This is a genomic window from Pararhizobium antarcticum (assembly GCF_001885585.1).
Classification (GTDB): domain Bacteria; phylum Pseudomonadota; class Alphaproteobacteria; order Rhizobiales; family Rhizobiaceae; genus Pararhizobium; species Pararhizobium antarcticum.
Genome location: NZ_LSRP01000107.1, coordinates 61,945 through 87,803 on the forward strand (window position 1 = coordinate 61,945; position 25,859 = coordinate 87,803).

Sequence of the window (25,859 nt, forward strand, 5' to 3'; positions counted from 1 at the left end):
CCCAGTCTCGCGGACCCTGTGCAGTCAGACCGGCTTTTCGGGCTCGATCAGCTTGCGATAGAGATGCCAGGTGGCATGGCCGAGAATGGGCATGACCACGGCAAGCCCGACGAAGACCGGGATCGAGCCGAGCACCAGTCCAGCGGCAACGATCAGCCCCCAGACGGCAATGGGAACCGGATTGGCCAGTGTCGCCCGGATCGATGTCTCGACAGCCGAGACGGCACCAACATCCCGGTCCAGCAACAGCGGAAACGATACGACGACGGTAGCCAAAACAATGGCCGCGAAAACGAAGCCGACGGCGTTACCAACGAGAATCAGATTGAAGCCCGCCTCGGTCCCGACGATGCCGTTCATGAAAGCCGCCAGCGAGGCCGGAGGAACCTCGCCGAGAAACCGCACATACAGCGCCTGCGCAACCACCAGCCAGGCGACGAACAGGATCAGAAGCATGGCAGCGACGGCCAGGATCGCCGGCAGCGCCGGAGAATGGCGCACGTCGAACGCATGTCGCCATGCGGTATCGAGACCCCGCTCGCGACGGCGGCTGATTTCATAAAGCCCGATGGCGGCAACCGGCCCCAAAAGCGCAAAACCGGATGCCAGCGGATAAAGGATCGGCAGCATGTTCACACCCGAACTCCAGGTGGCGAGAACGACACCGGCGATCGGATAGATGAGACAGAGGAAAACATAGTGGGACGGTTTCGTGCGGAAATCGTCGAAACCAAGACGCAGCGCGTCAAAAACATCAGAAACGGCGATCTTGCGAACGCCCGGATGTGCAAGCGCCTCGCCCGGCCCCGCCATTACATGAAAAGCTGTCATGCCCGTCCTCCGTGTTGAAAAGGTCCGTTACAGCGTCCGGGAAAGTCATGATGTCATCGTCAAAAAGGCATGGACGGCGACCGCATGCGTTTTGATCCCGTATCGTCGCTGCAGCCGGCAGCAAAAGCGGGCTCTTACGAGCGCGACTGCAGCTATGCTACACCTGTTTCAAGCGTCTTTCACTTGACTTCCGTCCTGCCCGACCTCACATCGCCGTTACTATGAAAACATCCGAAGCAGATATCCTCATCGTCCCCGGCTACACCAATTCCGGTCCCGAGCACTGGCAGACCCGCTGGCAGAGCAAACTCACGTCGGCGCGGCGGGTCGAACAGGCGGAATGGGCCAAACCCGTGCGCGAAGACTGGATCGCGCGCATGGTGGAAGAGGCAAACGCGGCCACAAAGCCCATCGTCATCGTTGCCCATTCTCTCGGCGTCGCAGCCGTTGCCCATGCGCTTTCGGGTATCGAAAAGAAGATCGCCGGCGCTTTTCTCGTCGCACCCCCGGACGTTGCCAATACCAAGATCAGGCCGAAACACCTGATGACATTCGGCCCCTACCCGCGCGATCCGCTGCCGTTTCCATCGATGATCGTCGCCAGCCGCAACGACCCGTTCGGCACCTATGAACATGCGGGCGACATAGCCAATGCCTGGGGTTCGCTTCTGGTCGATGCCGGGGAATCCGGCCATATCAATACCGAGTCAGGCCATGGTCCCTGGCCGGAGGGAACCATGGTGTTCGCCCAGTTCATCAGCCGGTTGAAGCCGTGAATACCGATGCGGTGCAGACAGGTCTCTGTCGCAAAGAATTTACCTGTCCTGAATTATGCGGCAAAGCGTGCCTCATTAATCCGAACTTCACTGTCCTTGATCATCATCGCCTAAAATGAGCGAGATCGAAGACACCGGTGCCCAGCAGAGATGACGAAAAAAAACACCTGGAACCATGTACGCCGGTGGTGACAGGGTTTGATTCTGGCGTCTTTGCTCAGGCAGCGGGCGGCATTTTCATCATCAGCGGGGACGGCCTGGTCCAGTTGGCCAATCCCGCGTTTGGCCGCTTGGCCGGATCGCAAGACGCCACACTCATCGGTCTGCCATGGCGCGTGTTCGTGCATCCGGACGACGCAGCCACCATCGAAGAGACGATTTGCGAGATCCGCAATTCCGTGTATTCGACCAGGACCGTCTCCATGCGTCTGCAACCGACGGGGTCCAGCCCGGTCTGGACGATCGCGAGTTTCGCCAGAATGTCCGCCGGTGCCGGGTCTATGGACGTGATTGTCCAGGTTCAGGTGATCGACAGCCTGATGCAGACGCTGGGCGCACTGCAAAAGAGCGAAATACGCTGGAAATACGCATTGGACAGCGCCTATCAGGGTGTCTGGGATCACGACTTCAACCTGGAAGAATTCTTCTATTCCGCGACCTGGCGCAAAATTCGCGGCCTTGCCGCACATACGCCTGTCGATGGCTCGCTTGAAAAATGGATGGAGGGTGTCCATCCCGACGATCGGGCGCACGTCCTAGCCTGTATCCATCAACAAAATGAAGGCCTCGTCAACTTCCACGTTTTTCAGTACCGCGAGCGTCATGCCGATGGTCACTGGGTGTGGATTGAAAGTCGCGGTTCATCGGTCGAATGGGACGCTGACGGCAAGCCGACCCGCATCATCGGCACGGATACGGACATCACCGAGCGCAAGCGCGACGAAGCGACGCTGGCCGAGATTTCCCGCAAGCTTCGCTTGGCTCTGGACGTCTCGAAAATCGGTGTCTTCGACTTCAATCTCGATACCGGCGAAGCGCTCTGGGACGAGCGTATGCTGCAGATCTACGGACTCGATCGACCGCAAAGCCGCTATTCGCCTGTCGATTGGGAAAAACTCGTCCATCCGCAGGATCTGGCCACAGCGTCCGCGAATGTTGCCGCTGGCATCAGCGAAAACAGGCCATTCGTGAATGCGTTCAGGATCGTTCTTGAGGACGGGACAATGCGCTCCATCCGCTCCAACGCGGCCCCCTACACCGATGCAGAAGGCGCCTCCAGGCTGATCGGCGCCAACTGGGATGTAACCGAAGACGTTGCCTTGCAAGCCGAACTGGCCAAGGCCAAGACGCTTGCCGAAGCCCGCAACCAGGAGCTTGAAGCGGCCCGCGTGCGCATCGAATACAATGCACTGCATGACCACCTGACAGGCCTTCCCAATCGACGCTATCTCGACCAGAGACTTGACGAATGGGTCGTGGACCCGATGCGCAATTCCGCCATCCTGCACATCGATCTCGATCGCTTCAAGCAGATCAACGACACGCTCGGACATCAGGCGGGCGACGCTATGCTCTCCCATACGGCGCTGACACTGAAACGATTTGCGCAGGATGACGATTTCGTGGCGCGAATCGGTGGTGATGAATTTGTCGTGCTTTGTGGGCCGGGCCGCAACAAGACCGATGTCGTTGCCTTGACCGACGCCATTATCACGGCTCTGCGCCAACCGGTCCCCTATGAAGGCCATCTTTGCCGCTTCGGCGCCAGCGCGGGTATCGCCTGGGCCGGAGACGAGACGCACGATGCCAAGCAGTCGCTGATGAATGCCGATATCGCCCTTTACCGGGCAAAGGGGCTCGGACGAAATCGCTACGAGTTCTTTACAAAACAGTTGCAGACGCAGATCCATCACGCCAAGCGCACCGCCGACGAAATCATGAAAGGGCTGGAGGAGCACGAATTCGTACCCTACTACCAGCCTCAGTTCTGCGCTCGGACCCTCGAAATCTCCGGCGTCGAGACGCTGGCGCGCTGGAATCACCCCGTGCACGGCGTGCTTGCGCCCGCCTATTTCATGAAGGTTGCCGAGGACATGAACGCGCTGTCGGCGATCGACCGCAGCATCGCGGAGCAAGCGCTTGGGGATTTCAACGACTGGGAGCGCATGGGGCTCGGAATCGACCGCTTTTCCGTCAATGTCTCCTCGCGGCGGTTGCGTGAACCTGGCTTGATCGACAGCCTGAAGGCATTGCAGATCAGGCCCGGTATCCTGTCCTTCGAATTGCTTGAATCGATCTTCCTGGACGATCTCGAGGATTCGGTCACCGAGACGATCAGCGTCTTGAAGCAGTTGGGGATCGATATCGAGATCGATGATTTCGGCACCGGGCACGCCTCGATCGTCGGCCTTTTGAAACTCAGCCCGAGCCGTCTGAAAATCGACAGGGTTCTGGTCGAACCGATCAAGGAGTCAGCGGAGCAGCGTCGCCTTGTCGGCTCGATCATCGACATAGGCCACTCGCTGCACATCGATGTGGTCGCCGAGGGTGTCGAAACGCTGGCGCATGCCGATATCCTGCGCGATCTCGGCTGCGATATCCTGCAAGGCTTCGCTTTTGCAAAGCCGATGTCGAAGGTTGACCTGGAAGTCTTTGCGCGCTCCGGACACTGGCGTCAGTCGCCGCTACCAACCCAACCATCGCGGCCAGAGGCCGATCGGGATTCCGCCGCATAAAAAAATCCGCGCAGCATCGCTGCACGGATTAAAAAACGTTTTTCTGGCCGATCAGCCGTTCTGGATCTGCGTTACGGCTTCGGAAAGCAGTTCCAGCATCTTCAGACGGATATCGTCATCGCTCTGCGAGATACCGGCCGCATCGAAGTCGGCGCGCAGCTTGCGCACGACGTCCTCATGTCCGGCTTCTTCAAAATCGGCGGCAACCACTTCCTTCGCATAGGCGTCTGCATCGGCCTTGCCGAGCAAGCCGGCCGCCCAGAGACCCACAAGCTTGTTGCGTCGGACTTCAGCTTTGAATTTCAGTTCCTCATCAAGCGCGAACTTTGATTCAAACGCCTTTTCACGATCCTGCATATTGGCCATGTTTCCATCTCCCAAACGATTTTGCGCCGCAACGGCTTCGTCCCCATAAACCAAACCCCCGCAAAAAGTGCAATGCGAACTTATCGGCGGCCCATCACTTTCCCGCCAGTCTGATCTAATTCGGGGATCAGATGAGAGCGCGATTGTGAAATCTGATCTTTTCGGTTATGGACCCGACTAGAGAATGACGATGGCGCAGCCCAGGAGCGCCAGCAACCGTAGAGACAATATTCATGAACCGTCGCCGCCGTATCTACGAGGGCAAGGCAAAGATCCTTTACGAAGGTCCCGAGCCAGGCACTCTGATCCAGTTCTTCAAGGATGACGCTACTGCCTTCAACGCAAAGAAGCATGAAGTCATCGACGGCAAGGGCGTGCTCAACAATCGTATTTCCGAATACATCTTCACGCATCTGAACCGGATCGGCATCCCGACCCATTTCATCCGTCGGCTGAACATGCGCGAACAGTTGATCAAGGAAGTGGAGATCATCCCGCTCGAGATCGTTGTCCGCAACGTCGCTGCCGGTTCGCTGTCCAAGCGCCTCGGCATCGAGGAAGGCGTAGTCCTGCCGCGCTCGATCATCGAATTCTATTACAAGGCCGATGCACTGGAAGATCCGATGGTCTCCGAGGAGCATATCACGGCTTTTGGCTGGGCAAGCCCGCAGGAACTTGATGACATCATGGCGCTTGCCATCCGCATCAACGACTTCCTCACTGGCCTGTTTCTCGGCGTCGGCATCCAGCTGGTCGATTTCAAGATCGAATGCGGCCGCCTGTTCGAAGGCGACATGATGCGTATTATCCTGGCCGACGAGATTTCGCCGGACAGCTGCCGTCTCTGGGACGTGGAGACCAAGGAAAAGATGGACAAGGACCGGTTCCGCCGCGATATGGGAGGGCTCGTCGAGGCCTACCAGGAAGTGGCCCGCCGTCTTGGCATCATGAACGAAAACGAACCAACGCGCGGCTCCGGCCCGGTTCTGGTGAAGTAAGCAGGAAAAACGACAGTGATCAACGCACGCGTGACTGTGACGCTGAAGAACGGCGTTCTCGACCCCCAGGGCAAGGCCATCGAGGGCGCGCTCGGCGCCCTCGGTTTCGACGGCATCGGCCATATCCGCCAGGGCAAGGTCTTCGATCTCCAGATCGAAACGGAAGACCGGGCAAAGGCCGAAGCCGACCTGAAAGCCATGTGCGAAAAACTGCTCGCCAATACGGTGATTGAGAATTATACTATCTCACTCGCCTGATGGTTGAATGAGGTGGTGCAATGGCTGAAGTCGCCAACGCGTTGATGTATAAATTGCTGAAGCGCGTTGATGGTGATGTTACTGCCTTGAAGGACGGCCAGCGGGAGATTCGATCAGAGTTGAACGTGATGCAGGGAACGACGATTGCCATGCATCAGGACATTCACAACATCTACGGACTTCTTGCTCGTCACAAAACACGCCTCGACCGTATCGAAAACCGCCTCGAACTGCGCGCACTCGCCGAGGCCCAATCCAGGTTTGAACCGCACCCATGAAATCCGCCGTCGTTCAGCTTCCAGGCCTCAATCGCGACCGCGACATGATCGCCGCGATCACCAAGATTTCCGGCCAGGCGCCGATCACCATATGGCAGACGGAAACCGACATTCCGGATGTTGATCTGATCGTTATCCCCGGCGGCTTTTCCTATGGCGACTACCTGCGCTGCGGTGCGATTGCTGCCCGCATGCCGGTGATGCAGGCAATCAAGGCGAAAGCTGAAGCCGGCGTCAAGGTGCTCGGCGTCTGCAACGGCTTCCAGATCCTCGTCGAAGCTGGCCTCCTTCCCGGCGCGCTGATGCGCAACGCCTCGCTGAAATTCGTCTGCAAGGAAATCAAGCTGGAAGTGGTGAATGCCGACACGGATTTCACCCGCGCCTACGGCAAGGGCCAGATCATCCGCTGCCCGGTCGCCCATCATGACGGCAATTATTTCGCCGATGATGAAACGCTGAAGGCAATCGAGGGCAATGGTCAGGTCCTGTTCCGCTATGCGGAAGGCACCAATCCGAATGGATCGATGAACGATATTGCCGGCGTGATGAACACCCGCGGCAATGTACTTGGCATGATGCCGCATCCGGAAAACCTGATCGAGGCGGCCCACGGCGGCGCCGATGGCCGCGGTCTTTTCGCATCCGCACTCGAAGTCATCGCCGCTTAACCATCTGGCTGCTAGAACGGTTCGAGACGAGATCGAATCACCGAGGCTTTCCGATGCGCACTTCCCTCATCCTTCGCGGGCTTGCCCTTGCCGGCCTCACCGGCCTGACGGCGATCGGTGCCGGTTGCCAGTCCGAGCGTCCTTCAGCGCCGCCGGCACAGAGCACCGCGGCCCTGCCGACCATGGAGAGAGTGGCGCTTGCGGCCAACCGCTGCTGGTTCAAGTCCGGCGACGCAGCCTTCAAACCTTATCGCCTGGCGCCGGAACTCAATTCCTTCTCCGGCCGCCCGCGCATTCTGATCGTGCACCGCAATTCTCCGGAATCTCGGCCGCTCGCAGTTGTTCAGGCCGAAGGGCACCCGGCAAAAATGCAGGCCTTCGGCCCGCTTCTTGACGAGCAGGTCGGTCCGCGCATGACCTCCGATATCCGCCGCTGGGCCTCCGGCAACTCCGGTTGCAACTGAGCGTCCCGTCAAGCGAGTGCGCGCCCGTCCTGAGAAGAGACGTGCAAATCGACGGGCAGGGTTCGCTTTCACAGTTCCCTTTTGAAACCAATTCCCTGACAATCGCAGCCGTGATCAGCCAGAGATTGAACGGAGTACCCATGACAGGCACGCAAAACAGTCTAACAACAACAGCTGTGACAACCTCGGCACAGTTGTAGGCAGCCCTGCAGTCTCCCTCCCGCGGAAACCCTGCCCGTTGCCGCCAACTTCAATTGCACCCCGCTCGTTTGTAATCGTCCGATTTTAGAGGCCCGTTTTCATGGCAATCACGATTTACCACAATCGCAACTGCGGAACCTCCCGCAACGTCCTGAAGTTGATCCGCGATGCGGGTTACGAACCGACCATCATCGACTACATGGAGAGCCCACCCGGCCGCGAAGAGATGCTTGCCCTGCTGATTGCCATGGATATGTCCCCACGAGCACTGCTGCGCACCCAGGAGACGCTCTATACCGATCTGCAACTCGATGACGGCGCGCTGGACGACCGCGCACTGCTCGACGCCATGCTGGCCAATCCCCGACTGATCGAGCGCCCGATCGTCATCAGTGAAAAGGGTGTCCGGCTTTGTCGGCCGAAGGAAAAAGTTCTAGAGCTTCTCTAGTCCTGCGCGCCACAGGAAATGCCGCCGCCCGCAACGGGACGGTCAAGCGCATGGTGGGAAGACGGCCTTCCCCGTCAGTTCCAGAAGGAGCGGCAGCTTTCCTGCCGCGCTTCGGCACGCGTCACGCCGATATCGTCCAGCTGGCTATCGCTCAGTTCGGCCAAATCAAGACGGCTACGCGCCTTATCACGCCGGATTTGAAACCACCGCCACGCCGCTGCGATTGCGCCGGTCAAAAGCCTCCACGAATCCCTGGTCGATGACCGCACCACCCGATCCTCGCCGGATTGCACCGCCTTGATTGTCTCTATTATATTCATTGCTTTGATCCAATTTCAATTGATTGTACCCGCCCTGTTTCCGCACTCCCTTCGTCATTCATAATTGACACCGTTTAGGGTGCAATGTAGATAATTGTTACCATGACAAATTGGATTCCAGACCCGACGCAGGGGCAAGGCCCGCTTTACGCCCGCATTGCCGATCAGATCGAGCAGGCGATCATGGACGGCGTTCTTGCTGTGGGCACGAAGCTGCCGCCGCAGCGCAATCTGGCCTTCGACATCGGCGTGACAATCGGCACCGTTGGACGCGCCTATACGCTGGTGCGCGAGCGTGGTCTGGTCAGCGGCGAGGTCGGCCGTGGTACCTATGTGCTGGACAAGCCCGAAAGCCGCCCCGCTGAACAATCGGATCCACTGACCGCGTCGCTTGCCGGCACCCGCCCGATCAACGCGCCGTCGGGCAAGCTGCGTTTCGACAGCACGGCCGCCCCCGACATCGGCCAGGGCGCGACGCTCGAGATACTGCTCGGCCAGATCACCCGCGAACATCAGTCGGACATTGCCAGCTATGCCCGCAATTTCCCCGACCACTGGTTCGAGGCAGGAAGCCAATGGCTGGCAAAGGGCAATTTCCGCCCTGCCCCGGATTGCATCGTTCCGACGCTTGGCGCCCATGCCGGCGCGGTGGCTGTGATTGCAGCTGTCACGGCGCCCGGCGACAAGATTGCCTTCGAGAACCTCACCTATTCACAGATCAGCCGCAGTGCCGGCCTGATCGGAAGACGGCAGGTGCTGATGGAATCGGATCATCTCGGGCTGATCCCGGAGGATTTCGAAAGGGTTTGCGCGCAACAGCACCCCAAACTCGCCTTTCTCATGCCGGCAGCCCAGAACCCGACCGTGATCACCCTGTCGCTGGAGCGGCGCCAGGCCATCGTCGATATCGCCCGCCGCCATGGCGTCTGGCTTCTGGAGGATGATCTTTACGGCGCCATGACCGGCGATCCGACGCCGCTCCTGGCAGAGCTTGCGCCGGAGCGAACATTTCTGGTTGGCGGCCTGTCGAAATCGGTTGCTGCCGGGGTCCGTGGCGGCTGGGTCGCCTGCCCGCCGCATTTCAGCCAGCGCATTCGCATCGCCCACAAGATGGTGAGCGGCGGCATGCCGTTCCTTTTGGCCGAACTCTGCGCCCGCCTGGTGCTCACCGGCGAGGGGCAAAGACTGCGGGAATACGGCATCGCCGAAATTCGCCTGCGCGAGCAGATGGCCCGCGAGATCTTTTCCGGGCTGGACTTCAACTCCCACCCGCATGTCCCCTTCCTCTGGCTGAAGCTGCCGGAACCCTGGCTGTCGGGGACGTTCAAGAATGCGGCGCTTGCCGAAGGCGTGCTGGTCGACGACGAGGACGAATTCAAGGCCGGGCGTATCGACCGCGTCTTTCACCGGGCGAGAATCGGCTTTTCCTCCCCGCAGAATCGCGAGGAGGTACGTCACGGTTTCGAGACCTTGCGCCGCCTGCTCGACAGCGGCAGAACCGGCTACGACAGTTTCGCGTGAATGAAACGGGGCCTTGCACCGAAGAGATCGATGTCACGCCAAACCGAGATTTGTCGGGTGCAACAGCAGTGACTTCGCCGCCGGCATACGCGCCGGCTTTGATTCAACGGCCGAAACCGCCACCGACCTGTCAACGACCTCGAGAGTAAAATCCCGCGCGAACGCTATACCCTTGCCACGAAGATAGAATCCGAAGTGAAGGCTCTGTGCTGTGTGCGGCACATCGAGAACAATCGAACGGTGGACCCAATCACTGGTTCTCCGTACCGCACCCTCCTCCTCTCGATATTCCATATTGTCAAAGCGGAGCATTCCCCGTTCGTCATCGACGCGCAGCCAGATCGTTGCCGCCGAAATCACAGCCTCGGTTCGCAGCCAGGCCGAAAACTTGACTTTGTTACCCAGAAACGGCTTCGCCTCGATGCTTTGCATCATGGTCCCGAAAGGTCTTGCGGCATCATCCAGCCCCTCGGTCTCCGGCCTTCGTTTGATGAAAGCGATCGGCCCCCGATTGCCCTTCTCGGTGCCCATATCGAAAAAATCCATCCGTGAGCCCGCAGGCAACCACCCTTCGGGCAGATGGTGGACCGGCTCTTCAAGCGGGTCACCCTCTTCAAGCGGATCACCCGCAAGTTTTGAGGCAAGAATGTTCCAGTTCTCAAAGCCGAACTGGCGGGCGACAATCTCAAGGCTTTCACTGTGAGAGATCCGGATCTCTTTTTGAGCCAGAGAATCGGACAGTGTTTTTGCCATCACTTTCGCGTCGCGAAATGTGCGCATTCTTCGTTCCCTATCTGGGCGGAGAAAGATGTCACTGCTCGCCTTGCTGACATGACCGCCCGAAACAGGGTTCGATCCATAATCCGTGCTTTCACCATGTCCGATTGGACGCGAGCGGCAGGTTGCGCGGAACCCAGCGTTAGATAAATTTAACCGCGTTCACCTGTCAAGCATCATGCCTTCACGTGTGGTTTTTTGCGTTTTTTCTATCGCACCAGCCTACGGCTTGCGGTAAAGAGACCCCAACGCTCTCCAAATGGATTTCACGGTACCCGATGACCATTTCCAATACCCGCCCCATTACCCCGGACCTGATTGCCTCGCATGGCCTCAAGCCGGACGAATATCAGCGCATTCTCGGGCTGATCGGACGCGAACCGACATTTACCGAACTTGGTATCTTCTCGGCCATGTGGAACGAGCACTGCTCCTACAAGTCCTCGAAAAAGTGGCTGAAGACGCTGCCGACCACTGGTCCGCGCGTTATCCAGGGACCGGGTGAAAACGCCGGTGTCGTCGATATCGACGACGGTGACGTTGTCGTCTTCAAGATGGAGAGCCACAACCATCCGTCCTATATCGAGCCCTATCAGGGGGCTGCGACCGGCGTCGGCGGCATTTTGCGCGACGTTTTCACCATGGGTGCCCGTCCGATCGCGGCCATGAACGCGCTGCGTTTCGGTGCCCCGGATCATCCGAAGACCCGTCATCTTGTCTCCGGCGTCGTCGCCGGCGTCGGCGGCTACGGCAATTCCTTCGGCGTGCCGACAGTCGGTGGCGAAGTTGAGTTCGATGCGCGTTACAACGGCAATATCCTCGTCAACGCCTTTGCGGCTGGCCTTGCCAAGTCCGATGGCATCTTCCTGTCGGAAGCCAAGGGCGTCGGCCTGCCGGTCGTCTATCTCGGTGCAAAGACTGGCCGCGACGGTGTCGGCGGTGCGACCATGGCGTCGGCCGAGTTCGACGAATCGATCGAGGAAAAGCGCCCGACGGTTCAGGTCGGCGACCCCTTCACCGAAAAATGCCTTCTCGAAGCCTGCCTCGAACTGATGAAAACAGGCGCGGTCATCGCCATCCAGGACATGGGGGCTGCCGGCCTCACCTGCTCGGCGGTCGAGATGGGCGCCAAGGGCGGCCTCGGCATCGAGCTGCTGCTCGATCAGGTGCCGGTGCGCGAAGAGCGCATGACCGCCTATGAAATGATGCTCTCGGAGAGCCAGGAGCGCATGCTCATGGTGCTCGAGCCGTCCAAGGAAGACGTTGCCAAGGCGATCTTCGTCAAGTGGGGCCTCGATTTTGCGATCGTCGGCAAGACCACGGACGACCTGCGCTTCCGCGTCATTCACCAGGGCGAGGAAGTTGCCAACCTGCCGATCAAGGAACTGGGTGACGAAGCGCCGGAATATGACCGCCCCTGGACGCCGGCCAGGGTCGCAGCACCGCTGGCCGATGGCGACGTGCCGCAGGCGGACGTCGCCGATGCCGTGCTTGCGCTGGTCGGTTCGGCCAACAATTCCTCCCGCCGCTGGGTCTACGAGCAGTATGACACGCTGATCCAGGGCAATTCGCTGCAGCTTCCCGGCGGAGACGCCGGTGTCGTGCGCGTCGAGGGCCATGATACCAAGGCGCTTGCCTTTTCCTCCGACGTCACGCCGCGATATGTCGAGGCCGACGCATTCGAGGGCGGCAAGCAGGCCGTCGCCGAATGCTGGCGCAACATCACGGCAACCGGCGCTTTGCCGCTGGCGGCAACCGACAATCTGAATTTCGGCAATCCGGAACGTCCGGAAATCATGAGCCAGCTGGTTCATGCGATCAAGGGTATCGGCGAAGCCTGCCGGGCGCTCGATTTTCCGATCGTCTCGGGCAATGTCTCGCTCTACAACGAGACCAACGGCCAGGGCATCCTGCCGACCCCGACGATTGGCGGCGTCGGCCTTCTGAGCGACTGGTCGAAAATGGCCCGCATCCGCTTTGCCGCCGAAGGTGAAACGATCCTGCTTGTCGGCGCGCCGGACACCTGGGGCACGCATCTCGGTCAGTCCGTCTACCTGCGCGATGTGCATGGCCGCAGCGACGGCCCCGCTCCCCATGTCGATCTCGCCCACGAACGAAAGGTTGGCGACTTCGTCCGCGGCCTCATTCAGGATGGCGCACTCACCGCCGTTCACGATTGCTCGTCCGGCGGCCTTGCCCTTGCCGTCGTCGAAATGGCGATGGCCGCGGAGATCGGCGCGACCGTTTCAGCACCGTCCGGTGACGCTATCCCGGCATTCTTTGGTGAAGACCAGGGGCGCTATGTCGTCACGGTTTCGAAAGCCAAGGTTTCGGCCGTCGCGGCTGCAGCCGTCACTGCAGGTGTCTCGCTCGTCGAAATCGGTTTGACGGGTGGCGGCACTGTGACGCTTGGGGCAGCACGGCCGCTGCCAATTCAGCAATTGCGCTTGGCCCATGAATCATGGTTCCCTGATTTCATGGACGGCGAAAACAAAGTTGCCGCCGCGTAATTTCAGGGAGTACCGACGATGCCGATGGCACCTGGCGATATTGAAGACATGATCAAGTCGGGCATTCCCGGCGCAAAAGTCACCATCCGCGATCTGGCCGGCGACGGCGATCACTATGCCGCCGAAGTCGTGGCCGAGGCCTTCCGGGGCAAGAGCCGCGTGCAGCAGCACCAGATGGTCTACAACGCCCTGAAGGGCAATATGGGCGGCGTCCTGCACGCGCTTGCCCTGCAGACCTCGGCACCGGAGTGATCCACCATGGCTGGGCTGCTCAATGAACTGGTAGCGGGCGTCGTTGACAGCGTGCTCAAGGAAATCCTGAAGAAGGCTGGTTCGAAGACGACCACGAAGCGCAAGAAGCGCCAGACGCGTTCGGCAACGACCGGACGCTTCAAGAAGGCCAAACCGGTCAAGCGCGTCATTGCCAGGAAACAGGTCAGCCGCCGCCGGACTACGGCCTCGCGCAGCAAGACGCGCAGTCGTTGACGCGTCTTTTCGATATTTTGTGAGGGCCATCAATTTTTGTTGCAATTGGGTGATGAAAATCAGCGGCGCGCATGTTATCTAGGAAAAATCGATAGCCCCGCCCCTTGAAGCGGGCGCAGGAAGGACAAGATCATGAGCGGAATTAACGATTTCATTGAAAACGAAGTGAAGAGCAACGATGTCGTTCTCTTCATGAAGGGTACACCGCAGTTTCCGCAGTGTGGCTTCTCCGGACAGGTCGTGCAGATGCTCGATTATATCGGCGTCGACTACAAGGGCATCAACATTCTCGCCGATGCCGACCTTCGCCAGGGCATCAAGGACTATTCCAGCTGGCCGACGATACCGCAGCTTTACATCAAGGGCGAATTTGTCGGCGGATGCGACATTGTCCGCGAAATGTTCCAGGCGGGCGAACTGCAGTCGCACCTCGAGGAACAGGGCATTTCGGTGAAGGGCGCCGCCTGACAGGGCAGCGGTTCATCTCGAGAGCGGAAAAGGCGGGCTGACCGCCTTTTTTGATTCCGGAAGACTATGCTTATTTTCTAATATTGAATGCCCTTGATCAGCACGGTCGGGAGCGTTGATACGTCATGGCACAGGCCATGATCGACGCTCGCGTGCCGACGGGTTTACGGCCGCACCAGACCAGACACCCCGTGGGCTTTGAAAATCCGGAGCGTTGAAAAACGGGGCCTTGAAAATCCCGGGCGACGCTACCCCGCACAGGGTCTACTGCTATCCGCGCTCATCCGGCCTGATCCGTGGCCGCCTTAGAGCGAATCCGTTTCGACATGCCGACCGGCCTTCCCAGCCTGCCGACGGTCAAGTCTCCAGCCGGCCAATCCGGCTGCCTTCCATACTGCATGCGCGCCTGCGCATCCGCCAGGACAGAGTGTTATGACCACCACATCCGAAGCACCGGGTATTCCGATGCTGTCAAAGGCCCAGTTCGTGGCTCTCATGGCCATGCTCATGGCCATCAACGCCCTATCGATCGACATCATGCTCCCCGGACTGCAGGAGATCGGCGCGAGCCTCGGTATTGCCGACGAAAATCACCGGCAATATGTCATCACCGCCTATCTGATCGGCATGGGGTTCGCCCAGTTGTTCTTCGGGCCGCTGTCGGACCGGTTCGGTCGCAAGCTGCCTTTGCTTGGCGGCCTTGCCATCTATGGCGTCTGCGCGCTGGCCATCGTCTTTGTGCCGAGCTTTTCCGGGCTTCTGGCCCTGCGCTTCGTGCAAGGTATCGGGGCCGCTGCCACGCGGGTGATCTCCGTGTCGATCGTTCGCGATGTCTATGGCGGCCGTCAGATGGCGGAGGTCATGTCGCTGGTGATGATGGTGTTCATGGTCGTGCCGGTGATCGCGCCAAGCATAGGGCAGTTGATCATGCTGTTTGCGGAATGGCACATGATCTTCGTCGTCATCGCGCTCTTTGCCGCGCTGGTTGCCACGCTGGTCATCCTGCGTCTTCCGGAAACCCTGGCCGAAGAGAATCGCCGGCCGTTTACCGCAACATCGATCATCGGCGCCTTCCGCATTGTCCTCACCAACCGTATGGCCCTGTTCTACACGCTGGCCACGGCCTTCATCTTCGGCTCGCTGTTCGGCTTCATCAATTCCGCGCAGCAGATCCTCGTCGGCATTTACGGGCTCGGCGTCTGGTTCCCGCTGGTCTTTGCCGGTTTTGCCGGCATGATGGCGGTGGCCTCCTTTACCAATTCGCGCATGGTGAAACGTTATGGCATGCGGCGCCTGTCGCACGGCGCGCTGATCGGCTTTGCAACCGTTAGCCTGATCTGGATGGTCGCATCCCTGTTCGGCCCGGTTCCGCTTTGGCTGTTCGTCCTGCTCTACGGCACGGCAATGTTCCAGTTCGGCCTGATTGGTCCGAACTTCAATGCCATGGCGATGGAGCCGCTCGGCCATGTCGCGGGCACGGCGTCATCGGTTCTGGGCTTCACCCAGACGATCGGCGGCGCTGTCCTCGGTGCAGCGATCGGCCAGGCCTTCGATGGCACTGTCACGCCCTTGGCGCTCGGCTTCTTCATCCTGTCGGCCATCGGCCTCGGCTTCGTTCTGATCGCCGAAAAAGGCAAGCTCTTCAGTCCCAACAATCCGGCGTCCTGATCGCTCCCAGATCGCCACGCCGCCCCTCGCTCCAGAATTCCACAGGACCAACCATGACATCCCCCACGACGACTGAAGGCACGGCCCCTTCCGGATCGACCCGGATCGGCCTCGGCTTCCTCGAATTCGTCATCACCATCGCGCTGATGACCGCCAGCGTGGCCATGGCGATCGACATCATGCTGCCGGCCCTGCCGGCGATGGGCACGGCACTGAACGTGACCGATCCAAACGATGTCCAGTTGGTCATCGGCGTATTCTTCCTCGGATTCGGCGTCTCGCAGATCGTCTTTGGCAGCCTGTCGGACGCCTTTGGCAGGCGCGCAACACTGCTGGCCGGCCTGGCCTTCTATGCCTTCACGATGTTCTTGGCCGCCTTCGTGCAGGATTTTCAGTCGCTGCTGATCCTGCGCTTCATCCAGGGCATCGGCGCTGCCGCCGTGCGCATCAACAGCATGGCCATCGTCCGCGATTGCTTCGGCGGTCGCGACATGGCGCGGGTCATGTCCTACGTCTTCATCGTCTTCATGGTGGTGCCGATCGTCGCGCCCTCCGTCGGCCAGTTGATCATCTCGGTTGCCACCTGGCACTGGATCTTCATCGCGCTCGGCGTCATCGGCGGCATCCTGTTCGTCTGGGCGCTGCTTCGCATGAAGGAATCGTTGCCGGTGTCGGAGCGTCAGCCCCTGTCGGTCGCCGCCGTCACCTCCGGCTTCAAGACAGTCCTGACCAACCGCATCACCTGCGGCTACATGATCGGCCTGACGCTGTTCACCGCCGTCATCTGCGCCTATGTGGTCACGGTGCAGCAGGTGTTCGGCGTCGTCTACGGCCTTGGCGAATGGCTACCTCTGGCCTTTGCCGGCACCGCCGGCGGCATTGCGATCGCCAATTTTGCCAATGGCTATTTCGTGCGCAGCTTCGGCATGCGGCGCATCTCGCATGTGGCGATGATCCTGTTCACGCTGGTGGCGATCGCCATCGGCCTCTATGCGCTGGCTGGCCGTCCGCCATTTGTCGTCGCCTATATCGCATTCACCCTGCTCTTGATGTTCTTCGCGGTCATTGCGACGAACTTCACGGCGATCAGCCTCGAGCCTATGGGCCATATCGCGGGCACCGCCACGGCGATTACCGGTTTTGTCTCGACCACCGGCGGTGCGCTTCTCGGCGGTGCCATCGGCCAGATGTTCGACGGTACGATCCTTCCGCTTGTGGCCGGTTTTGCCGTCTTCGGGGCCCTGACGATTCTCGCCACGCTCTGGGCGGAAAACGGCAAGCTGTTCACCCATCCGAGCGACGACCACGCCACTGCCGACCATGGCGGCCATATGTAGACCGGCACAACCCGGAGACAGAAAAGCCCACCGGACAGCATGACCGGTGGGCTTTTTTCATGCCAGATTTTTTGCGTGGTCAGACCGTGAAGACTTCGCGGCGCAGTTCTTCCCAGGTGTCCCTGTCCGGAGCCAGCAACAGGCCGCCATCGACATGCTGCGGCAGGTAGGGCGATCCATCGAAACGGGCCGCATAGGCGCCGGCTTCCTGCGCGATCAAGGTGCCCGCCAGATGGTCCCAGGGCATCAGCTTCTGATACATGAGGAAGTGAAAATGCCCGGCCGCAAAGCCCCGGTATTCGTGAGCGGCACAGCGATAGCTCGTAGCAATCCGCACCTTCGACATATTGCCCATAACGAGACGCCGATCGTCCTGCGCATAGTAGGTTGTCGAGGCGCAGCCAACGAGATTTTCCAGCGAGACAGAAGCGGCGCAGGCCAGACGGTCCTGGGTGCCATCGGCGCGGCAGAACCAGGCACCCGATCCCTTTTCCGCGATGACCCAGTCATTGCCGAGCGGATCATAGATGATGCCGGCAATCGTTTCGCCTTTCGAGACGACGCTGGCCATGACCCCGAACAGGGAGAGGCCGGCCGCATAGTTGAACGTTCCGTCGATCGGGTCGACGATGATCGCGAGATCGGCATCCGCAATTTTGTAAAGCAGCTCAGGCTCTGCAGCCACCGTCTCTTCACCGACGAACAGCGCGTCGGGTGCAAACTCCGCGACCCGCGCCTTGATCAGCCGTTCCGCCGCTTCGTCGGCCTCGGTCACGAGATCGATGGCTTCGCTCTTCATCCGCACATCGCCGCTGCCGAGGTTGCGAAAACGCGGCAGGATTTCCTTGTAGGCGGCCTCCTGCAGAACATTGGCAAGGGCTGCGATATCGACGGTCTTCGTCATGCTTTTGGCTCCGCGAACAGGGATTTGAAATCAAACAGCTTGGGATCGAGCAGATGCGATGGATTGGCGTGGCCAAGCGCCCGCAGCATCGTATCCTTGCGGCCGGGCATGCGGCGCTCGATATCGGCCAGCATGGCTTTCATGGCGTTGCGCTCCAGCCCATCCTGTGAGCCGCAAAGGTCGCAGGGAATGATCGGGAATTCCATCGCGGCGGCGAATTTCGCGAGGTCGTCCTCGGCCGCATAGGCAAGCGGACGCAGCAGCATCAGGTCGCCCTCGTCGTTCAGCAGTTTGGCCGGCATGGTCGCAAGACGTCCGCCATGGAAGAAATTCATGAAGAACGTCTCGAGGATGTCCTCGCGGTGATGACCGAGCACCAGCGCATCACAGCCCTCTTCACGGGCGATGCGGTAGAGATTGCCGCGGCGCAGGCGCGAACACAAGGCGCAATAGGTACCGCCAGCCGGGACCTTTTCCTTCACGATCGAATAGGTATCGCGATACTCGATCCGGTGTTTCACGCCGATCGAGGCCAGATAGTCCGGCAGGACGTGTTTGGGAAAATTCGGCTGACCTTGGTCAAGATTGCAGGCGACCAGTTCCACCGGCAGCAATCCGCGCCATTGCAGGTCCATCAGGATCGCCAGCAGGCCGTAGCTGTCTTTGCCGCCGGACAAGCCCACCAGCCAGCGCTTCTGCCCGGACAGCATGCCGAAATCCTCGATCGCCTGCCGGACCTGACGCAACAACCGCTTGCGCAGCTTGTTGAACGACACGGAGGACGGCATCCTGGCAAAGATCGGGTGCTGGTGGTCGTCTGGCACCAGGTCCGCGTCGGAGGGCGCGGGCGCGGTGCCGCGCTGGGCTGAGGAAATTGGAAGGTCCATCATGCTGTCCCGTGCAACGCGCCGAAAGCCGAAGGCCGGACGCAGGAATTCAATCCCCTGCACTTGCCTGCCTTGCCCCCCAAGATCAAGCAAAATCAGGGATTCGCTGTCGAAACGATGGGGCGTCTCAGGCGCCGAAGACCGACCAGCCGGTGCGGTTGGCGAGCATTTCCAGCGCCAGTGAGCCAATCAGCGAATTGCCGTTGTGATTGAGGCCCGGCGACCAGACTGCGACAGATGCCTTGCCCGGCGCGACGCACAGGATACCGCCGCCGACGCCGCTCTTGCCCGGCAGGCCGACCCGATAGGCAAAGTCACCGGACCCGTCATAATGGCCGCAGGTCAGCATCAGTGCATTAATGCGCCGCGCACGCTGGCGTGAGACGACCGAGTGTTTCGTCAAAGGATTGGTGCCGGACGCAGCCAGAAACAGCCCGGCCTTGGCAAGATGAACGCAACTCATCGATAGCGCGCATTGGTGGAAATAGACACCGAGCACGTGATCGACGGGATGATCGAGTTTGCCAAACGAGCGCATGAAATTGGCAAGGGCGAAATTCCGATATCCGGTCGCAGCTTCCGAGCGAGCCACTTCGGCGTCGATGACGATGTCGTCCTCGTCCGCGAGATAGCGGACGAAGCGGACGATCTCGCCGATCGCCTCCTTTGGCGTATGCCCGGCCAGCACAAGGTCGGTGATGGCAATCGCACCGGCATTGATGAAGGGGTTGCGCGGTATGCCATGCTCGTGTTCGAGCTGGATGATGGAGTTGAATGCGGAACCGGATGGCTCGCGTCCAACCCGCTTCCAGATGTTTTCGCCGTGTTTGCCGAGTGCCAGCGTCAGGGTGAATATCTTCGAGATGCTCTGGATCGAAAACGGCATTTCGGCGTCGCCAGCCTTGTGGATGGCCCCATCGACGGTGACGATCGCCATGCCGAACCGTTTGGGATCGACGCACGCCAGTTGCGGAATGTAGTCGGCAACCTTGCCCTCGCCGAGCCGTGGCGTCAGGTCGCGATGGATATCATCGATTATCGACTGCAGGTCCAAGGGGTCCGTGCCTGGCATCAGTCATTCTCCGGATGAGTGCAGCGCAACAAAAAAGCCACTCATCTCTGAGTGGCTTTTCCAAAATTGGCAAGGCACAAGCCTCAACAAATCAACGCGAGTAGAATTCGACGACCAGGTTCGGTTCCATGACGACCGGATACGGAACGTCAGACAGGCCCGGAACGCGAACGAATGTCGCGACCATCTTGTTGTGATCGACGTCGATGTAGTCAGGAACGTCGCGTTCAGCCAGCGAAACCGCTTCGAGAACGATGACGAGCTGCTTGGACTTTTCGCGAACTTCGATCACGTCGCCAGCCTTGCAGCGGTACGAGCCGATGTTGACGCGAATGCCATTGACCGTGACGTGGCCGTGGTTGACGAACTGACGGGCAGCAAAGACCGTCGGTACGAACTTGGCGCGGTAGACGATCGCGTCGAGACGCGATTCGAGCAGACCGATCAGGTTTTCGGAAGTGTCGCCCTTGCGACGGTCAGCTTCGGCGAAGATCGCACGGAACTGCTTTTCACGGACGTCGCCGTAATAGCCCTTGAGCTTCTGCTTGGCGCGCAGCTGCACACCGAAGTCGGAAAGCTTGGACTTGCGACGCTGGCCGTGCTGGCCGGGGCCGTATTCGCGACGGTTCACCGGGGACTTCGGACGACCCCAGATGTTCTCGCCCATACGGCGGTCAATTTTGTACTTAGACGATTCGCGCTTGCTCATCGTATTTCCCTTCAACAGGTTACACCGGTTTGTTGCCAAACCGGATCAAGGAAACACGCCCTCCTCTGAACTTCTTTTGAAAGCTCTGACAGGTTTCTCACATTACGCTAACGGAGAAGCCACGGGACATGTCGGTTTGCGCATCTCCCTTGGCCGCGAGCGGACAAGAAAGGCATATGCGCTTCATAAAAGTAACACCGGGCGTTTCGGCCCGGTGTTGAGCGGGTCTTTAGGTAAGTTTCACAAATTTGTCAACGACTGCAGGAAACAATTGGCAGGCAATGCCGGCTATTCCGCAGCAGACTTGCTTTCGACCGGCAATTCCAAGGCATCGGCAGCACCCGGCGCTGTTTCGACCTGCAGATCGGGAAAGGCGACGATTCGCTTGCCGGAAAAATCGCTGTGCACGACGATCAGGCCCTGCTCCTCGAAATAGCCCAGCAGGCGGCGGGCACGGCGCGCCGAGTGCGTCCCGTAGGCACGCGCGATCATCGCATCCGACGGGCAAGGCAGGCCCCGCACCGCCGATTGCGCAACCAGGAGAAAGACGCCCTGCAGGTCGTCGGTCACGGTGCGCGACAGGCCAAGCGCCAGCGCCCAGATTTCGCTGGCCGCTGTGTCTGGATCGACACCAGAGCGGGCCACCGCCATCTTGCGGCGAAAGACGCTAAGCGACAGCGGTGCACCGGGTACCCGGCGGATCCGGCAGCGCACCAGAAAATCCTGAAACAGCTCGGCATCGGCGCGAAAGGCTGCATCGGGATTTTCGAGGATCTCGGCCAGCATACCGTCGAGCAGGGCTTCACGATCGGCCGCCGGCATTTCCGGTGCGGGCGCCTTCTGCTCGGCAATCGCTGCCGGCTCCGGCCGCGGACGGGAGAGTTCGGCAAGGATATCGGTCGTTGGCCGCGGTGCGCTTGCCCGCCGCACAAGCGGCCGGATCAGTTCGTCGGGGTCCGGCGTGAAGATCAGGTCTTCGACATCGGCCACGGCCTGCGGCAAGGGCGTCAGCTTCGGGCTGGTCGAGCGGGCGGAGGTCTCGACATGGCCGATCGTCACCGGCAGCGGTCGGCGCGACAGGGCCGGGCCGAGCGCCACGAAAGAGCCGCGCTTCAGATCGCGGAACATTTCCGCCGTGCGCCGGTCCATGCCGAGCAGATCGGCGGCGCGCGCCATGTCGATGTCGAGAAAGGTCCGGCCCATGAGGAAGTTGGAGGCTTCGGCGGCAACGTTCTTGGCGAGCTTTGCCAGGCGCTGCGTGGCGATGACCCCGGCAAGGCCACGCTTTCGGCCACGGCACATCAGGTTGGTCATGGCCCCGAGCGAAATCTTGCGCGCCTCTTCCGAGACGTCGCCGGCAACCGAGGGCGCAAACATCTGCGCCTCGTCGACCACCACAAGCACCGGATACCAGTAATCACGATCGGCATCGAACATCGCGTTCAGGAAGATCCCGGCGCTGCGCATCTGCTGCTCGATGTCGAGGCCTTCGAGGGACAGAACGCAGGAGACACGGTGCTGGCGGATGCGCCCGGCAATGCCGACCAGTTCGGCCTCGGTCCGCTCACCCTCGATCACGACATGGCCGAATTTGTCGGCCAGCGTGACGAAGTCGCCTTCGGGATCGATGATGCACTGCTGCACCCAGGGGGCCGACTGTTCGAGAAGCCGGCGCAGAAGATGCGATTTTCCAGAACCCGAATTGCCCTGCACCAGCAGGCGGGTCGCCAGAAGCTCCTCGATATCGAGCGGCACGCTCGTCCCGTCGGACGCCGTCCCCATGTCGATGCCGACTTTCATATTCACCTCGTTCTCAATGCCATGCCGGATGCGCCGCCACGAACCCGCAAGCCCCGACCCATACCATGGCTCGCCGCCATATGCGCTGGTCGTGGGCCGAAACCCACAGCAAAGACGGCCATTGCCCTACCGAACCGTGAGGCCAAAACCCTGCATCAGGCGGCGGGTGGAAAAATCAGGACGTCCCGATGTGAAAATCGCGGGATCTTCCCCGATCAGCGGCTCGACATCCGCCATCAGTGGCACCAGCGAGCGTGCACGCCGGGCAATCGCTTCTGCCGGGTCGAGCCAGTCGACCGGCCAGGGGGCAAGGCGGCGAAAGACATTGGCCATGAAGGGATAATGCGTGCAGGCAAGGACGACAATATCGGTCTTTCTACCGTCCCTTTCCACGAAACACTGGCTGATTTCGGCCAGCACCGCGTCGTCGGATAGGGTTTCGCCGCGGATATAGGCCTCGGCCATGCGCGCCAGATTCTCCGAACCGACAAGGCGGACATGGCATTGCGAGGCGAAGGACTGGATCAGGTCGCGGGTATAGGCCCGCTTGACCGTTCCCGGTGTGGCAAGCACCGAAACCAGGCCCGACCGGGTCCGCTCGGCCGCCGGCTTGATTGCCGGCACGGTACCAACGAAGCGCATCTCTGGAAATGCGGCGCGCAGATCGGCGCCGACAAGCGTGAAGGCGGTGTTGCAGGCAATGACACAGAGTTCCGGATCATGCGTTGCGAGCAGGCCGCGAAACAGCGAGATCACCCGCTCCTTCAGCGCATCCTCCTCCCAGCCGCCATAGGGAAAGCCGGCATCGTCGGCGGTATAAATAAAGTGCCGCTCCGGCATCAGCACGCGCAATTCGCGCAGCACGGTCAACCCGCCAATGCCGCTGTCGAAAACCAGGATCGGCTTCAGGTCAGAGCTCTTCACCGCTGTCGTCACCCTTGTTCGCGCGGGAATTTTCCGGCGCCCCTGCCCCCCTTGGCGCGTCGCGCGTAAAGCGATCGAGCGAGGAGATGATGCCGCGCACGAGGCGGATTTCCGATTCGGCAAAAGCCGGCCGCGTCAGAACTGCACGCAGATTATCGATCAATTTCGGCTTTTTGGCGAGAGGCCGGAAATAACCGCGGGCCTCCAGCGCCTCTTCGACATGGTCGAAAAGCCCCTGCAACTGGTCCTTCGTTGCCGGTTTCTGCTCGAGCGCATGAAACGAGGTTTCATCCGGTGCGCCCATGCTGGTCTTCATCCATTCATAGGACATCAGAAGAACCGCCTGCGCCAGATTGAGCGAGGCAAAGGCGGGATTGACGGGAAAGGTGACGATCTCGTCGGCCAGCGCCACCTCCTCATTGGTGAGGCCGGTGCGCTCCCGGCCAAACAGGATTCCGGTTGCCTCGCCCAGATTGAAGCGCGTCCGCAAGGTCTCGGCAGCAATCAGCGGCGAGCGCACCGGCTTGTAGCCGTAGCGGTCACGCGCCGTCGTTGCGTAGACGAAATTCAGATCGGCGATGGCCTCCGGCAGGGTATCGTAGATCTTGGCCGCATCGATGACGTGATCGGCGCGGCTGGCAGCGGAGCGGGCCTTTTCGCTCGGCCAGCCGTCACGCGGGCTGACCAGGCGCAGCTCCGACAGACCGAAATTGGCCATGGCGCGGGCCACCATGCCGATGTTCTCGCCAAGCTGCGGATGCACCAGAATGATCGCCGGGCCCTCGGTGAGGAGAATGCGCTCGCTGTTCGTACCTGCCATGGGTTTCAGCCTTCCTGTCTTTCGGGCGCTTCACTGGCACACTTGCGCGAGGAAGGGAAGAAGCGCGCGAAGCAGCGCCTTTTGGAATGCCAGCTGAATGCCAGCTGAATACAAGTCCTGCTGTCTGGCTATGTTCAGAAACTGCGCTGTCAACGAACCGCCGTCATCTCCCACCACCGGGATTGTCGCTTCCGCGGCACGTCGTCCACACGAGCCACCGCCGTCAAGCCTGAGGCCATGCCGTGTATGCCGCCGCCGGGGCAATCGCAACGCAAGCGATCCTAGCCAAAAGTTTCGCCATCGCGTGCTTTGCGTCGCGCGCACACAATGCTATAGCGCAAAACGGTTTTACCTTCACGAAACGGGGCATCCGCCCCCTCCCAAATACGAGGCATACTCCATGACGAAGATCAAGGTCGCCAATCCGGTCGTCGAACTCGACGGCGATGAAATGACCCGCATCATCTGGCAGTTCATCAAGGACAAGCTGATCCATCCCTATCTGGATATCGATCTCGAATATTATGACCTCAGCATGGAAAACCGCGATGCCACCAACGATCAGGTGACGATCGACAGCGCCCATGCCATCAAGAAGCATGGCGTCGGCGTCAAATGCGCCACCATCACCCCGGACGAGCAGCGCGTCGAGGAATTCGGCCTGAAGAAGATGTGGAAGTCGCCGAACGGCACGATCCGCAACATCCTCGGCGGCGTCATCTTCCGCGAGCCGATCATCTGCAAGAACGTGCCGCGCCTCGTCCCCGGCTGGACCAAGCCGATCATCGTCGGCCGCCACGCCTTTGGCGACCAGTACCGCGCCACCGACTTCAAGTTCCCGGGCAAGGGCAAGCTGACGATGAAGTTCGTCGGCGAAGACGGCACGGAAATCGAACATGAAGTCTATGACGCCCCGGCTGCCGGCGTTGCCATGGGCATGTACAACCTCGACGAATCGATCACCGATTTCGCCCGCGCCTCCCTGAACTACGGCCTGCAGCGCGGCGTTCCGGTCTATCTTTCGACCAAGAACACCATCCTCAAGGTCTATGATGGCCGCTTCAAGGATATTTTCCAGGCCGTCTTCGAGGCCGAATTCGCCGCCAAGTTCAAGGAAGCGAAGATCACCTATGAGCACCGCCTGATCGACGACATGGTCGCCTCGGCGCTGAAATGGTCCGGCGGTTATGTCTGGGCCTGCAAGAACTATGACGGCGACGTCCAGTCCGACATCGTCGCGCAGGGTTTCGGCTCGCTCGGCCTGATGACCTCCGTCCTGATGACGCCGGATGGCCAGACCGTCGAAGCCGAAGCCGCCCATGGCACGGTGACGCGCCATTATCGCCAGCACCAGAAGGGCGAGGAAACCTCGACCAACTCGATCGCCTCGATCTTTGCCTGGACCCGGGGTCTCGCGCACCGCGCCAAGCTCGATAACAATGCCGAACTGGAACGCTTCGCCGACACGCTCGAAAAGGTTTGCGTCGATACCGTCGAAAGCGGCTTCATGACCAAGGACCTGGCGCTGCTCATCGGCCCTGACCAGCCATGGCTGTCGACCACCGGCTTCCTCGACAAGATCGACGAGAACCTCAACAAGGCCATGGCTGCCTGATCGAAGCACCACCCGACC

Annotated in this window: 27 protein-coding genes; 16 read left to right on the plus strand and 11 right to left on the minus strand. The window is 60.3% G+C overall.

Features of this window, described 5'->3' with window-relative positions; genetic code table 11:
- Positions 1–24 precede the first annotated feature (24 nt).
- Positions 25–831 carry a DUF2189 domain-containing protein gene (locus AX760_RS18690; RefSeq protein ID WP_071834503.1) on the minus strand — a complete coding sequence of 269 codons (807 nt, stop codon included), beginning with the start codon at positions 829–831 and terminating at the stop codon, positions 25–27.
- A gap of 221 nt (positions 832–1,052) precedes the next feature.
- Here AX760_RS18690 and AX760_RS18700 point away from each other — a divergent pair, with 221 nt between their 5' ends.
- Positions 1,053–1,607, plus strand: a complete 555-nt coding sequence (locus AX760_RS18700) for an RBBP9/YdeN family alpha/beta hydrolase (RefSeq protein WP_071834505.1) — start codon at positions 1,053–1,055, stop codon at positions 1,605–1,607.
- Positions 1,608–1,795: 188 nt separating this feature from the next.
- Positions 1,796–4,342 carry a sensor domain-containing protein gene (locus AX760_RS18705; protein WP_175552096.1) on the plus strand — a complete coding sequence of 849 codons (2,547 nt, stop codon included), beginning with the start codon at positions 1,796–1,798 and terminating at the stop codon, positions 4,340–4,342.
- Positions 4,343–4,393: 51 nt separating this feature from the next.
- Here the strand turns inward: AX760_RS18705 and AX760_RS18710 are convergent, their stop codons facing one another.
- Entirely contained in the window at positions 4,394–4,708 is a 315-nt protein-coding gene (locus AX760_RS18710) for a DUF1476 domain-containing protein (RefSeq protein WP_071834507.1), read from the minus strand.
- Between the two features lie 233 nt (positions 4,709–4,941).
- Here AX760_RS18710 and purC point away from each other — a divergent pair, with 233 nt between their 5' ends.
- The 6 genes from purC (at position 4,942) to arsC (ending at position 8,023) form a co-directional block, all read left to right on the plus strand.
- Positions 4,942–5,706 carry a phosphoribosylaminoimidazolesuccinocarboxamide synthase gene (gene purC, locus AX760_RS18715; RefSeq protein ID WP_071834508.1) on the plus strand — a complete coding sequence of 255 codons (765 nt, stop codon included), beginning with the start codon at positions 4,942–4,944 and terminating at the stop codon, positions 5,704–5,706.
- Between the two features lie 15 nt (positions 5,707–5,721).
- Positions 5,722–5,964 (plus strand): phosphoribosylformylglycinamidine synthase subunit PurS, encoded by a 243-nt coding sequence (gene purS / locus AX760_RS18720; protein WP_071834509.1) that lies wholly within the window; start codon positions 5,722–5,724, stop codon positions 5,962–5,964.
- A 20-nt stretch (positions 5,965–5,984) separates the two neighbouring features.
- Positions 5,985–6,242 carry a hypothetical protein gene (locus AX760_RS18725; protein WP_071834510.1) on the plus strand — a complete coding sequence of 86 codons (258 nt, stop codon included), beginning with the start codon at positions 5,985–5,987 and terminating at the stop codon, positions 6,240–6,242.
- Entirely contained in the window at positions 6,239–6,910 is a 672-nt protein-coding gene (gene purQ / locus AX760_RS18730) for a phosphoribosylformylglycinamidine synthase subunit PurQ (RefSeq protein ID WP_071834511.1), read from the plus strand. The genes AX760_RS18725 and purQ overlap by 4 nt, the downstream gene beginning before the upstream one ends.
- 53 nt (positions 6,911–6,963) lie before the next feature.
- Entirely contained in the window at positions 6,964–7,374 is a 411-nt protein-coding gene (locus AX760_RS18735) for a hypothetical protein (RefSeq protein ID WP_071834512.1), read from the plus strand.
- 301 nt (positions 7,375–7,675) lie between these two features.
- Positions 7,676–8,023 carry an arsenate reductase (glutaredoxin) gene (gene arsC / locus AX760_RS18740; RefSeq protein ID WP_071834513.1) on the plus strand — a complete coding sequence of 116 codons (348 nt, stop codon included), beginning with the start codon at positions 7,676–7,678 and terminating at the stop codon, positions 8,021–8,023.
- A gap of 74 nt (positions 8,024–8,097) precedes the next feature.
- Here arsC and AX760_RS18745 read toward each other — a convergent pair whose 3' ends face one another.
- The gene (locus AX760_RS18745; protein ID WP_071834514.1) at positions 8,098–8,343 is read right to left on the minus strand and encodes a DUF1127 domain-containing protein; all 246 of its coding nucleotides are present in this window, start codon (positions 8,341–8,343) and stop codon (positions 8,098–8,100) included.
- 102 nt (positions 8,344–8,445) lie between these two features.
- Here AX760_RS18745 and AX760_RS18750 point away from each other — a divergent pair, with 102 nt between their 5' ends.
- Positions 8,446–9,864 carry an aminotransferase-like domain-containing protein gene (locus AX760_RS18750; RefSeq protein ID WP_071834515.1) on the plus strand — a complete coding sequence of 473 codons (1,419 nt, stop codon included), beginning with the start codon at positions 8,446–8,448 and terminating at the stop codon, positions 9,862–9,864.
- Positions 9,865–9,897: 33 nt separating this feature from the next.
- Here AX760_RS18750 and AX760_RS28080 read toward each other — a convergent pair whose 3' ends face one another.
- Positions 9,898–10,644 carry a glyoxalase superfamily protein gene (locus AX760_RS28080; protein WP_071834516.1) on the minus strand — a complete coding sequence of 249 codons (747 nt, stop codon included), beginning with the start codon at positions 10,642–10,644 and terminating at the stop codon, positions 9,898–9,900.
- 275 nt (positions 10,645–10,919) lie between these two features.
- Here AX760_RS28080 and purL point away from each other — a divergent pair, with 275 nt between their 5' ends.
- From purL to AX760_RS18785, 6 genes are all read left to right on the plus strand, one after another.
- On the plus strand, positions 10,920–13,151 hold the full coding sequence (gene purL / locus AX760_RS18760; RefSeq protein ID WP_071834517.1) for a phosphoribosylformylglycinamidine synthase subunit PurL: 2,232 nt from the start codon (positions 10,920–10,922) through the stop codon (positions 13,149–13,151).
- Positions 13,152–13,169: 18 nt separating this feature from the next.
- Positions 13,170–13,403, plus strand: coding sequence for a BolA/IbaG family iron-sulfur metabolism protein (locus tag AX760_RS18765; protein ID WP_037095612.1), 234 nt, complete (start codon positions 13,170–13,172; stop codon positions 13,401–13,403).
- Positions 13,404–13,409: 6 nt separating this feature from the next.
- On the plus strand, positions 13,410–13,637 hold the full coding sequence (locus AX760_RS18770) for a hypothetical protein (RefSeq protein WP_071834518.1): 228 nt from the start codon (positions 13,410–13,412) through the stop codon (positions 13,635–13,637).
- 132 nt (positions 13,638–13,769) lie between these two features.
- A complete protein-coding gene (gene grxD, locus AX760_RS18775; RefSeq protein WP_071834519.1) occupies positions 13,770–14,105 on the plus strand; it encodes a Grx4 family monothiol glutaredoxin in 336 nt (111 codons plus the stop codon).
- Between the two features lie 432 nt (positions 14,106–14,537).
- A complete protein-coding gene (locus AX760_RS18780) occupies positions 14,538–15,773 on the plus strand; it encodes a multidrug effflux MFS transporter (RefSeq protein WP_083531243.1) in 1,236 nt (411 codons plus the stop codon).
- A 53-nt stretch (positions 15,774–15,826) separates the two neighbouring features.
- A complete protein-coding gene (locus tag AX760_RS18785; protein WP_071834520.1) occupies positions 15,827–17,110 on the plus strand; it encodes a multidrug effflux MFS transporter in 1,284 nt (427 codons plus the stop codon).
- Positions 17,111–17,189: 79 nt separating this feature from the next.
- On the opposite strand, the gene AX760_RS18790 is transcribed toward AX760_RS18785, so the two are convergent.
- The 7 genes from AX760_RS18790 to AX760_RS18820 form a co-directional block, all read right to left on the minus strand.
- The gene (locus tag AX760_RS18790; protein ID WP_071834521.1) at positions 17,190–18,014 is read right to left on the minus strand and encodes an inositol monophosphatase family protein; all 825 of its coding nucleotides are present in this window, start codon (positions 18,012–18,014) and stop codon (positions 17,190–17,192) included.
- A complete protein-coding gene (gene ttcA, locus AX760_RS18795) occupies positions 18,011–18,901 on the minus strand; it encodes a tRNA 2-thiocytidine(32) synthetase TtcA (RefSeq protein WP_425348870.1) in 891 nt (296 codons plus the stop codon). Before ttcA ends, AX760_RS18790 begins: the two co-directional genes overlap by 4 nt.
- Positions 18,902–19,028: 127 nt before the next feature.
- Positions 19,029–19,973 carry a glutaminase gene (locus tag AX760_RS18800; protein WP_071834522.1) on the minus strand — a complete coding sequence of 315 codons (945 nt, stop codon included), beginning with the start codon at positions 19,971–19,973 and terminating at the stop codon, positions 19,029–19,031.
- Positions 19,974–20,064: 91 nt separating this feature from the next.
- Positions 20,065–20,682, minus strand: a complete 618-nt coding sequence (rpsD, locus tag AX760_RS18805; protein ID WP_071834523.1) for a 30S ribosomal protein S4 — start codon at positions 20,680–20,682, stop codon at positions 20,065–20,067.
- A 288-nt stretch (positions 20,683–20,970) separates the two neighbouring features.
- Positions 20,971–22,482 carry a helicase HerA domain-containing protein gene (locus AX760_RS18810; protein WP_071834524.1) on the minus strand — a complete coding sequence of 504 codons (1,512 nt, stop codon included), beginning with the start codon at positions 22,480–22,482 and terminating at the stop codon, positions 20,971–20,973.
- A gap of 126 nt (positions 22,483–22,608) precedes the next feature.
- Positions 22,609–23,406: a glutamate racemase gene (murI, locus tag AX760_RS18815; RefSeq protein ID WP_071834525.1), complete on the minus strand. Its 798-nt coding sequence runs from the start codon at positions 23,404–23,406 to the stop codon at positions 22,609–22,611.
- Complete coding sequence (locus tag AX760_RS18820) at positions 23,393–24,226, minus strand: RNA methyltransferase (RefSeq protein WP_071834526.1); 834 nt, start codon at positions 24,224–24,226, stop codon at positions 23,393–23,395. The genes murI and AX760_RS18820 overlap by 14 nt, the downstream gene beginning before the upstream one ends.
- Before the next feature lie 400 nt (positions 24,227–24,626).
- On the opposite strand from AX760_RS18820, the gene AX760_RS18825 reads away from it, so the two are divergent.
- Positions 24,627–25,841 (plus strand): NADP-dependent isocitrate dehydrogenase, encoded by a 1,215-nt coding sequence (locus AX760_RS18825; protein WP_071834527.1) that lies wholly within the window; start codon positions 24,627–24,629, stop codon positions 25,839–25,841.
- Positions 25,842–25,859 lie beyond the last annotated feature (18 nt).